The organism is Amycolatopsis sp. NPDC058986 (assembly GCF_042741125.1).
Classification (GTDB): domain Bacteria; phylum Actinomycetota; class Actinomycetes; order Mycobacteriales; family Pseudonocardiaceae; genus Amycolatopsis.
Genome location: NZ_JBHYJW010000116.1, coordinates 1 through 9,796, shown reverse-complemented (window position 1 = coordinate 9,796; position 9,796 = coordinate 1). Strand labels below are relative to the sequence as shown.

The 9,796-nt window shown below is 69.1% G+C and carries 12 protein-coding genes; 5 read left to right on the top strand and 7 right to left on the bottom strand.

Annotated features, from left to right (window positions below):
• Window positions 1-203 precede the first annotated feature (203 nt).
• Window positions 204-1,118, bottom strand: a complete 915-nt coding sequence (locus ACFW0G_RS44790; RefSeq protein ID WP_378331688.1) for an SDR family oxidoreductase — start codon at window positions 1,116-1,118, stop codon at window positions 204-206.
• An 88-nt stretch (window positions 1,119-1,206) separates the two neighbouring features.
• Entirely contained in the window at window positions 1,207-1,857 is a 651-nt protein-coding gene (locus tag ACFW0G_RS44785) for a peroxiredoxin-like family protein (RefSeq protein ID WP_378331687.1), read from the bottom strand.
• 55 nt (window positions 1,858-1,912) lie between these two features.
• Between ACFW0G_RS44785 and ACFW0G_RS44780 the strand changes: the two genes are divergently transcribed.
• Together ACFW0G_RS44780 and ACFW0G_RS44775 are read left to right on the top strand one after the other, a co-directional pair.
• On the top strand, window positions 1,913-2,518 hold the full coding sequence (locus ACFW0G_RS44780; RefSeq protein WP_378331686.1) for a TetR/AcrR family transcriptional regulator: 606 nt from the start codon (window positions 1,913-1,915) through the stop codon (window positions 2,516-2,518).
• Between the two features lie 81 nt (window positions 2,519-2,599).
• Window positions 2,600-3,148 carry a DedA family protein gene (locus ACFW0G_RS44775; protein WP_378331685.1) on the top strand — a complete coding sequence of 183 codons (549 nt, stop codon included), beginning with the start codon at window positions 2,600-2,602 and terminating at the stop codon, window positions 3,146-3,148.
• On the opposite strand, the gene ACFW0G_RS44770 is transcribed toward ACFW0G_RS44775, so the two are convergent.
• Both ACFW0G_RS44770 and ACFW0G_RS44765 read right to left on the bottom strand, forming a co-directional pair.
• Window positions 3,145-4,050 carry a LysR family transcriptional regulator gene (locus tag ACFW0G_RS44770; protein WP_378331684.1) on the bottom strand — a complete coding sequence of 302 codons (906 nt, stop codon included), beginning with the start codon at window positions 4,048-4,050 and terminating at the stop codon, window positions 3,145-3,147. The two genes, ACFW0G_RS44775 and ACFW0G_RS44770, sit on opposite strands and share 4 nt — an antisense overlap.
• Before the next feature lie 38 nt (window positions 4,051-4,088).
• Window positions 4,089-4,976, bottom strand: a complete 888-nt coding sequence (locus ACFW0G_RS44765; RefSeq protein ID WP_378331683.1) for an RNA polymerase sigma-70 factor — start codon at window positions 4,974-4,976, stop codon at window positions 4,089-4,091.
• Window positions 4,977-5,228: 252 nt separating this feature from the next.
• On the opposite strand from ACFW0G_RS44765, the gene ACFW0G_RS44760 reads away from it, so the two are divergent.
• Together ACFW0G_RS44760 and ACFW0G_RS44755 are read left to right on the top strand one after the other, a co-directional pair.
• The gene (locus ACFW0G_RS44760) at window positions 5,229-5,714 is read left to right on the top strand and encodes a carboxymuconolactone decarboxylase family protein (protein ID WP_378331682.1); all 486 of its coding nucleotides are present in this window, start codon (window positions 5,229-5,231) and stop codon (window positions 5,712-5,714) included.
• Window positions 5,715-5,844: 130 nt separating this feature from the next.
• The gene (locus tag ACFW0G_RS44755; protein ID WP_378331681.1) at window positions 5,845-6,768 is read left to right on the top strand and encodes an EamA family transporter; all 924 of its coding nucleotides are present in this window, start codon (window positions 5,845-5,847) and stop codon (window positions 6,766-6,768) included.
• A gap of 9 nt (window positions 6,769-6,777) precedes the next feature.
• Here the strand turns inward: ACFW0G_RS44755 and ACFW0G_RS44750 are convergent, their stop codons facing one another.
• The 3 genes from ACFW0G_RS44750 to ACFW0G_RS44740 all read right to left on the bottom strand — a co-directional run bounded on the left by ACFW0G_RS44750 (window position 6,778) and on the right by ACFW0G_RS44740 (window position 9,144).
• The gene (locus ACFW0G_RS44750) at window positions 6,778-7,443 is read right to left on the bottom strand and encodes a DedA family protein (RefSeq protein WP_378331680.1); all 666 of its coding nucleotides are present in this window, start codon (window positions 7,441-7,443) and stop codon (window positions 6,778-6,780) included.
• A gap of 124 nt (window positions 7,444-7,567) precedes the next feature.
• Window positions 7,568-8,776, bottom strand: a complete 1,209-nt coding sequence (locus ACFW0G_RS44745; protein ID WP_378331679.1) for an RNA polymerase sigma factor — start codon at window positions 8,774-8,776, stop codon at window positions 7,568-7,570.
• The gene (locus ACFW0G_RS44740; protein ID WP_378331678.1) at window positions 8,773-9,144 is read right to left on the bottom strand and encodes a YciI family protein; all 372 of its coding nucleotides are present in this window, start codon (window positions 9,142-9,144) and stop codon (window positions 8,773-8,775) included. Before ACFW0G_RS44740 ends, ACFW0G_RS44745 begins: the two co-directional genes overlap by 4 nt.
• Window positions 9,145-9,254: 110 nt before the next feature.
• On the opposite strand from ACFW0G_RS44740, the gene ACFW0G_RS44735 reads away from it, so the two are divergent.
• A complete protein-coding gene (locus ACFW0G_RS44735) occupies window positions 9,255-9,695 on the top strand; it encodes a YybH family protein (protein WP_378331677.1) in 441 nt (146 codons plus the stop codon).
• Window positions 9,696-9,796: the final 101 nt, after the last annotated feature.

Here is a 9,796-nt window from a genome sequence, read left to right as displayed (position 1 = left end):
TGGTTTCGCCCCGTGTGTAAAAGCCCTTCCCGGTGGTTTTGGGGGCGCCGCCGGCCGGTACCGGGGCCCCGCCTCCGCCCCCCGCAACTCCGACTGTGCCGTTAGTTACCAATCCGACGGCAGCCACGGCGGAAACGGCTAGCTACGAGCAGGTCGGCTGCGGCCCGTATCCGCCTGCTTTCGGCCGGATTGGTAACCCTGGATCAGCGATAGCCGGTGGTGTCGGCGGGTTTGCCCGCGTGCTCGACCTCGACGATGTACCGCCACGCGTCGGGACGGCTGCCGTCGAGATCGTCGATCTCGTATACCTTCGCGAGCTGACCGCTGCTCAGCGTCTGCCCCGACCAGCGGTTCCGCTCCGGATCCGCGGCCAGCGCGGCCACCGTACGCCCGGCGAACGCCGGCGTCTCCGAGATCGCGAAGTGCGGCACCTTTTCGAGGGCGTCGCGCCAGTTCTCCTCGGTGACGCCGTAGATGTCCAGCATCGCCTCCGACCGCAGCCAGCCCGGTGTGAACGCGACGGCGGTGCAGCCGTGCTCGGCCAGCTCGGCGGCCTGCCCGATCGCGAGCAGATGCGCCGAGGCCTTGGTGACGTAGAACGGCAGCGACGTCCCCTCGCGGTAGTTCGCGTTGAACTCGGCGGTGCCGTCGGTCATCTCGACCACCAGCCCGCCGGGCCGCCGGATCATCAGCGGCAGCAGGAAGTGGCTGGTGATCACGTGCGCGTCGATGCCGAGCCGGAACATCCGGAGCCCGCCCTCGAGCGAATGCTCCCACACCGGCTTGGCCCATTCGAGGTGGTGATCGCCGCCCCAGAGGCCGTTGACGAGGATGTCGAGCCGCCCCTGCTCGGCGTCGATCCGCTTCGCCAGCGCCCCGACCTGATCTTGTTCGAGATGGTCGACGCGGATCGCGACCGCCTTCCCGCCCGCCGCCTCCACCAGATCCGCCGTGTCCTCGATGGACTCCGGACGGTCCACTTCGGACCGCTGGGTCCTGGTGCTGCGGCCGGTGACGTACACCGTCGCGCCCGCGCGGCCGAGTTCGACCGCGATCGCCCGGCTCGCCCCGCGTGTCCCGCCCGCGACCAGCGCGACCTTGCCCGACAGATCCCTCATCCGTGCTCCCGTGTTCGTCGTGGAACTCCTGCTCCGGCCACGGTCGCGCCGAACCATGACAACTCCTGTCATGGTTCGCGGCACACTTTCAGTTCGCGAGCGCGGCCAGGATCTGCTCGGGCGTGGTGCGCGTCGTGTAGTCCGGGTGGACGTCGACGAAGCGGATGACCCGGTCCTGCCCGACGACGAGCACCGCCGGATGCGGCAGTTCCCAGTCTCCCGTTCCATTGCGCTCGCCGACGTCGCCGACCAGCGTCGCCATCGCACCCTGGACGTCCTCGCCGGGCCGGAAGGTGATGCCCAGCGAGCGCGCGACCACGTTCCCGACGTCGGAAAGGACGTCGAAGGTCAGCTCGTTGGACTCCACTGTGGACAGTGAGCCGTCCGGGAGTTCGGGACTGATCGCGGCCAGCCGGGCACCCGACGCGGCGAGCGCGGGCACGACCTCCTGCTGATACGTGCGCAGCGTCAGGTTGCAGTACGGGCACCAGCTGCCGCGATAGAAGACCAGTACGGCCGGGCCGTCGGCGGTCAGGTCCGCGAGGCTTACCTGAGCACCCGTCGCGCCGGGCAGCGTGAAATCCGGCATCGTCGCGCCGACCTGTGCGAACTTCGCCGTGTCGACGTCCTTCTTGCGCTCGACGTCGGCCGTGAGCGGGCCCGCGACCTCGGCCGGAACCGCCTCCTGGACGTGCGCGCGGATCCCGGCCAGTTCGCTGTTGAGTTCGTTCCCCACCATGCGTCCTCTCGATTGTACCGCTCAGTACATCGAGACCGAATGTACTATCCGGTACATGGAGACGCAAGGAGCAGGGGCGACCCCGCGGGGCAGGCGGACCAGGGACGCGATCGTCGACGCCGCCGCGGAGCTGATGTACGTCCACGGCGTCGCGGCGACGAGCGTCGACAAGGTCCTCGCCGCGAGCGGGGCCGGGAAATCGCAGATGTACCACTACTTCAAGGACAAGAACCAGCTGGTCGAGGCGGTCATCGACCGGTTCCTGCGCATTATCCTCGCCAACCAGCCGACCATCACCGCGCTGGATGGCTGGGCCGCGTTCGACCGGTGGACCGAGGAGATCCTGGACGTCCACCGCCGCGCCGGTCATCCGGTCGCCTGTCCGCTGGGCAACCTCGCCGGGGAACTCGGCGACGACCCACGCGTGTCCGCGCTGCTCGACAACGCGTACAAGGAATGGGAGTCACATCTCGAACGCGGGCTGACTTCCTTGCGGGACAAGGGAGAACTCCGCGCCGACGCGGACCCTGCCCGGCTCGCGCAGGCCACGATGGCGTGTGTCCAAGGTGGACTGCTGCTGGCCCACATCCGGCAGGACATCACGCCGCTGGAGGACGCGCTGAAGATCGCCGTGACACATCTGCGGAGCCAGGCGGCGTGAACCTGTCCGGCACCTGTCGGCTTGCTGTGAGTCCTCCATGATTCCGGGCCATCCGCCTACCGGAAGTCGCTTAATGGAAGGGTGAACGGATCGACGGCTGCGCTGGTGGTGCTGTTCGTCGTCTCGCTGGTGCCGCTGCTGCCCACCGAGGTGACCATCATCGGCATGGCCGTCGCGGCCGCACAGGGCGGGCCACCGCTCGCGCTGGTCATCGGCGTCGCGGCCGCGGGCTGCCTCGTCTCGGATCAGGTGCTCTACCTGCTCGGCCGCTCGGGCGGGCAAGCTCTGCTCGCCAGGCTGAGCCGACGTCACCGGTTCGCCGCCGGTATCGGCTGGCTCGACGGGCGGTTGCAGCGGCATCCGCGGCCGGTGCTCGTCGTCGCCCGCTGGCTGCCCTCGGGTGGGACGGTCGGCGCGCTGCTGGCCGGTTCGCTTCGCTGGCCACTGCGCGAATTCCTCACCGCGTCGGCCATCGGCATCACGCTCTGGACGTCCTATGTGGCCCTGCTCGGCTACGCGGGCGGCCAGCTGATCGCCGAACCCGGGATCAGCATGGCACTCTCCCTGGCCATCGCGCTGATCCTGGGTTCGGTGCTCACTCTCGGAATCCGGCGCCGCGGTACGGCTTAGGTGGTGAGCGCGGCGACTTCGGCACGCAGCTCGCCAACCACCGTAGCCACCGCGGGCCGGTCGAGCGCACCCGCGCGGCACACCACTTCGACGAGCCGGGCCGCTCGGATTCCGGCCAGCGGACGGCAAACGAGGCCGCTGCCCCTGCGATCGTCCACTGTGTACCGAGGCAGCAGCGCGACACCATGACCGGCCGCGACGAGGCGTTCGATGATGCGGAAATCGTTGATGCGCTGGACGATCTGCGGGCGCACGCCGGTGCGGACGGTCAGCGAGCGGAGCACGTCGTCGACCGGGAAGCCGAAGTCGACGCTGATCCAGCGTTCGTCGGCCAGCTCGGCGAGTTCGACCCGGCGTTTGCGGGCCAGCCGGTGACCGGCGGGCAGGGCGACGTCGAGGGGTTCGCGCAGCAGCGGCAGGACCTCGATGCGGCCGGATTCGAACTCCGGCGCGTGCTCGTCGCGGTGCGCGACCACGACGTCGTAGTCCGCGAGCAGGCCGGGCACCTCCGGCGGCGTCATGTCGACATCGCGGACGTCGACGTCCAGCCCCTCGTAGGCGCCGACCCGGTGCAGCAACCCCGGCAACAGCATGAGCCCTGCCGACTGGAAGATCGCGACCCGGACGCGGCCGCGTGGTGCGCTGCGGTAAGTGTCCAATTCGGACTCGGCGCGGTCGAGCGCGGCCAGCACCTCGTCGGCACGGGCGACCAGCGCGCGACCGGCGTCGGTGAGCCGAAGCCCGCGCCCGGCCGGTTCGGTGAGGGGCAGCCCGACTTCGGCTTGGAGCGCGCGAAGCTGTTGGGAGACCGCGGACGGCGTACAGTGCAGGGCCCGCGCCGCGGCGGTGACGCTGCCGCGGTCCGCGAACTCCCTCAGCGTGCGCAGCCTGCCGATGTCCACGGCCGCAGCATATGTGAAGGCGACACTGCACAGTGGACTCAGCGACGCAGCGCGGTCTCCTTGTCCATATGCGACAGCTTCTCGGGGTTGCGCACGGCGTAGAGCCCGGTGATGAGGCCGTCGTCGATGCGCACCGCCAGGACGGTGTCGACCTCGCCGTCGAACCGGAGGACCAGCGCCGGGTAGCCGTTGACCTGCGCCGGCCGCAGCGATCCCTCGGCCATCTTGCCCAACCCGGCGGCCAGCACCCGGCCCACCCGGTCGGCACCGGTGACGGGCCGCAGCACAGCCTGCACGACGCCGCCACCGTCGCCGAGGAGGACGACGTCCGGCGCGAGGATGTCGAGCAGTCCCTGTAGCTCCCCGGTTTCCACCGCGCGCTGGAACGCCTCCAACGCGCCACGGGCCTCGGTGGGTGAGACGACCCCACGCGGCCGCCGGGCCGCGACGTGCGCTCGTGCCCGATGAGCGATCTGCCGGACCGCCGCCGGGGTCTTGTCGACGGCGTTCGCGATCTCGTCGTAGTCCAGATCGAACACCTCGCGCAGCACGAACACAGCGCGCTCGGTCGGCGCGAGTGTCTCCAGCACCAGCAGCATCGCCATCGAGACGCTGTCGGCCAGCTCGACGTCCTCGGCCACGTCCGGCGCGGTCAGCAGCGGCTCGGGCAACCACGGACCGACGTAGGACTCCTTGCGGCGGCCGAGCGTCCGCAGCCTGCTCAGCGCCTGGCGGGTGGTGATCCGGACCAGGTAGGCACGCTGGTTCTCGATCTCGTCGAGATCGACGCCCGTCCACCGCAGCCAGGTCTCCTGCAGGACGTCCTCCGCGTCGGCGGCCGAGCCGAGCATTTCGTAGGCGACGGTGAACAGCAGGTTGCGGTGGGCGACGAACGCCTCGGTGGCGGTGTCCGTCCGCTCGCTCATGCGATCGACTCGCTTCGCGAGACAGCGTCTAACTCCTTTTGGCGCATGACATCCATGATTCGCTCGCAAGCATCGCTCATGGATGGCTCCTGTCCGTGCACGCACAACAGTGTCGCCATCAGACGCCGGGCCTCGCCGGTTTGTGACATCGCCTGTCTGTGTCGCTCGTCACGCGCCCGCGGTGTCACAAACCCCGGGTCATCCGGCATCTGGTGGTCGTTCAGCTACGACACCACGAGTGAGGACGAGGTCATGGAAGCCCGATTCAACATGTTCGAGAACGAGATCGCCGCGAAGTTCGGCAAGCGGTTCGCCAACACCGCGATGGTGATCGCCCAGTCACCGCTGCCGAAGTCCACGCAGGAGCTCGTGTCGCTGCGCGCGAGCCAGATCAACGGCTGCGGCTTCTGCACGGACATGCACACCAAGGACGCCGCGGCCGCCGGCGAAACCGCGGTCCGGCTCAACCTGGTCGCCGCCTGGCGCGAGGCCACCGTGTTCACCGAGGCGGAGCGGGCCGCACTGGCGTTCACCGAGGAGGGCACCCGGCTCGCCGACCTCCACCATGGCGTGTCCGACGAGACCTGGGCGCAGGTGCGCAAGCACTACGACGACGACCAGCTCGCCGCGCTGATCTGCCAGGTCGCCCTGATCAACGCGGCCAACCGGATGAACGTGATCGTGCGCAATCCGGCGGGTTCCTACGAGCCCGGCATGTTCGACAGCTTCGTGAACTGAGTGGCGGGCGCGTCCCTGCCCGGCCCGGTACCGCTTACCGGGCCGGGCAGGCGACTGTGAAGGAGCACTGCACAGTTCGTGCAGATTTTCTCGCTGGTCCTTCACGATCGGGTTAACGAGAGTGGGTGACATGCCCATCCGTGATCGTCTGCTCGCCGCGCTCGTCGCCGTCCTGTGGGGCTGCAACTTCCTCGCCATCCACGTCGCGCTCGGGCAGTTCCCGCCGGTGTTCGCCGGGGCGCTGCGGTTCGCGGTGATCGCGATCCCGACGATCCTGTTCGTACCGTGGCCGAAGGTCAAGATCCGCTACCTCCTCGGCTATGGGCTCGGGTTCGGCACCGGGCAGTTCGCGTTCCTGTTCATCGCGATGAACACCGGGATGCCGACCGGGCTCGCCTCACTGGTCCTGCAGGCCTCGGCGCCGTTCACCGTGCTGCTCGGCACGTTCTTCCTGCGGGAACGGGTCAGCGGCAGGCAGCTGGCCGGGATCCTGCTCGCCGTGGCGGGCATGGCGACCATCGCCTGGCAGCAGTCGACGCACGCCGCGCTACTGCCGGTGATCCTCACCCTTCTGGGCGCGCTGAGCTGGGCGTTCGGCAATCTCGCGACGAGGCGGGCCGCGCCGGAGAATCCACTGCACTTCGCGCTGTGGATGTCCGTGGTGCCGCCGCTGCCGATGTTCGCGCTGTCGCTGCTCATGGAGGGCCCTTCGGCGCAGTGGCACTCGCTGGCCACGCTGGGCACGAAGACCGGGCTGATCGCGCTCGGCGGGCTGGCCTACATCGTGCTGCTCGGCACGATCGCGGGCTCCGGGATCTGGACGACGCTGATGCGGCGCAACCCTGCCGGGGTCGTCGCGCCGTTCTCGCTGCTGGTGCCGGTGGTCGGGCTTTCGATGTCGTTCCTGGTGCTCGACGAGCGGCCGAGCCTGCTCGAAATCGTCGCGGCCGCGGTGGTCATCGGCGGTGTGCTGCTCGGGTCGCTCCAGCGACGGCGCCGCGCCGCCGACCTCGACGGGGAGCTACCCCCCGTCGAGGCTCCGGCGAAGGTGTGACCGCCCGGCTCAGGCCTTCGACTGCTCGGTGACCGATGAGTCCTTTTCGGACGGAGAATCCGCGTCGTCGTGATGTTTCCTGGCCATCCGCTTCTTGATCACCAGCATGAACACGAGCCCGAAGAGCACCGCGACACCGAGACCGACGTACGAGAAGTTCTTGAGCCACTTCTCGGCGACCACGCCAAGGTAGTAGATCAACGTGGTGGTGCCCGCGGCCCAGACGATGCCGCCCGCCGCGTTGGCCATCAGGAACCGCGGGTAGTGCATGCCCAGTGAACCGGCGAGCGGACCGGCGAGAATACGGAGAAAAGCGACAAAGCGACCGAAAAAGACCGCCCACGCACCGCGTTTCTGGAACATCCGCTCGGCATTGGCGATGTGGTCCGGGCCGAAATGCTTCGGGAATTTGCGTCCCGCCCAGGCAAGTAGTCGTGTACCGCCCTTGCGGCCGATGGTGTACCCGATGCTGTCGCCGATGATCGCGCCGGCGCTCGCGAGGATCGCGATCCACACCGGGCTCAGCTGGGAATGCTGCGACGACAGCAAAGCCGCGCTGATCAGGACGACCTCACCGGGCAGCGGAATCCCCAGGCTTTCGATCATGATCACGAGACCGACGATCAGGTAGACCGAAAGCGGTGGAATCGCCTCCAGCCACTGGTCGATGTGCACGTCCGTACCCCCTGCTGCTTTTGTCCGATTTGTTCCTGGAAACGCGGCTTCGCACCCGCAGGGTACCGAGGCCAGGGTAGGCCGCGAAGCCAACTCAGGTATTACCCGGCGTCCGACTTGCGGCTTAGGCGAGCTGCGAAGCGCGGGATTCCAGGTAAGTGCGTTCCGGGATGCTCAGCGTCCGGCGAGCCGCCTCGAGGTAGTGCTCACGGGCTTCGCCGACCTCGCCCAGCTGTTCCAGCAGGTGGGCTCGGACGGCCTCGACGCGGTGGTGCTGCGCGAGCGCGGTGTCGCGTTCGGCGTCGGCGAGTTCGTCCAGCGCCGTGCGCGGTCCGTGCACCATCGCGACGGCGACGACGCGGTTCAGCGTCACCATCGGACCGGGCGCGACGTTCCGCAGGAGGTCGTAGAGCGTGAGGATCTGCGGCCAGTCGGTGTCCTCGGCCTTCGCGGCCTCCGCGTGCACGGCGGCGATCGCGGCCTGCAGCTGGTACGGCCCGATCGGCGCCGTCGCGAGCGACGTCGTGATCAGCTCGACGCCCTCGGCGATCGCGTCGGCGTCCCACAACCGCCGATCCTGGTCCGCGAGCGGGACGAGGGCGCCTGAGCGGGTCCGCGCCGGGCGGCGGGCCTCGGTGAGCAGCATGAGCGCGAGGAGCCCGGCGACCTCACCGTCGTCCGGCAGCTCGGTCCGCAGTTGCCGGACGAGCCGGATCGCTTCGGCGGTCAGCTCGACGCGGTTCAGCGCGGCGCCGGAACTGGCTGTGTGTCCCTCGGTGAAGATCAGGTACAGCACCTGCAGCACGGCGGCGAACCGCTCGGCGCGGTCGGCTTCGGGCAGCCGGAACTCCGCGCCCGCCGCCTTGATCCGCTGTTTCGCCCGGCTGATCCGCTGCGCGATCGTGGCCTCCGGGACGAGGAACGCGCGGGCGATCTCCGCGGTCGTGAGCCCGCCGACCGCGCGCAAGGTCAGCGCCACCTGCGACGACGCGGTGAGCGACGGATGACAGCAGAGCAGCAGCAACGTCAGCGAGTCGTCGACGGCGGGCGCCGGGTCCGGGTCCGGCGGGGCCAGCGCGGCGACGGTCTCCTCACGTCGCTGCCGTGCCGTGTCGGAACGCCAGAGTTCGATGCGGCGACGGGACGCGGTGGTGATCAGCCAGCCCTTCGGGTTGGCCGGGATGCCTTCCGACGGCCACTGCGTCGCGGCGGCGAGCAGCGCTTCCTGCACCGCGTCCTCGCAGCTGTCGAAGCCGCCGTACCGCCGGACGAGCGCGCCGAGGGCCTGCGGCGCGAGTTCCCGCAGCAGGCCCGTGATGGACGGCGTCGTCACATCTCATCCCCGTACAACCCCATCACCGGCCGGACCTCGACGGTCGCGAACTGGGCCTCCGGGATACGCGCGGCGATCTCGATCGCGCGGTCGAGGCTTTCGCATTCGAGCAGGTAGAACCCGGCGAGGAACTCCTTGACCTCGGCGAACGGGCCGTCGGTGGCGATCGTCCTGCCACTTTGGACACTCACCTGTTTCGTCAGCGAGACATCGGCGAGCCGCTCGGACACGATGCGCTCACCCGAGGCATCGAGGTCGTCGTTGAGCTGCTGGTAGTAGGCGAGCCCGGCGGCGCGCTGCTCCTCGGACATCCCCTCCCACGCCGTGCGGGATTCCGGGTTGCCGTAGATCAGGACGACGTACTTCATCTCCCACCTCCGGGAAAAAATCTTCGCCGGGATGTCGAGAACGCGCTCCCGGCTTCTACGTCCCGGGTGAGCGCGGCCGGAAAGCGGCCGCCGGACCCCGGGAGAACACGATGAGCATCCAGGACGAGAAGCAGATCCGCGAACTGCTGGCCGCCCGCGAGGTCGCGATGTCCGCACGGGACGCGGAGGTGCTCGAAGCCGACGTCGCGACCGACGTCGTCGCCTTCACTCTCGCGCCGCCGCTGGTGCAGCAGCCCGCGGACTTCACCGACGTCGAGCAGCGACGGGCCTGGTTCGCCGGCTTCGACGGGCCGATCGAGTACGAGATCCGCGATCTGGAGATCACGGTCGGCGGGGACGTCGCCTACACGCACAGCCTGAACCGGCTTTCCACGACGCCGAAGGGCATGCCCGCGAAGTTCGACCTGTGGTTCCGGTCGACGGTCTGCCTGCGCCGCGCCGACGGCCGCTGGCAGATCACCCACGTGCACGAGTCGACCCCGTTCTACATGGACGGCACCTTCCGCGCCGCCCTCGACCTGACGCCGTAGCGAGACATGCCGTTAAGGCCACCTTACGGGCGTCGGACGCCCCCCACGGGGCCAGAAACGCAATTTGCGGGGGGCGGGGGGGGTGGGGATTTGTTTTAAGC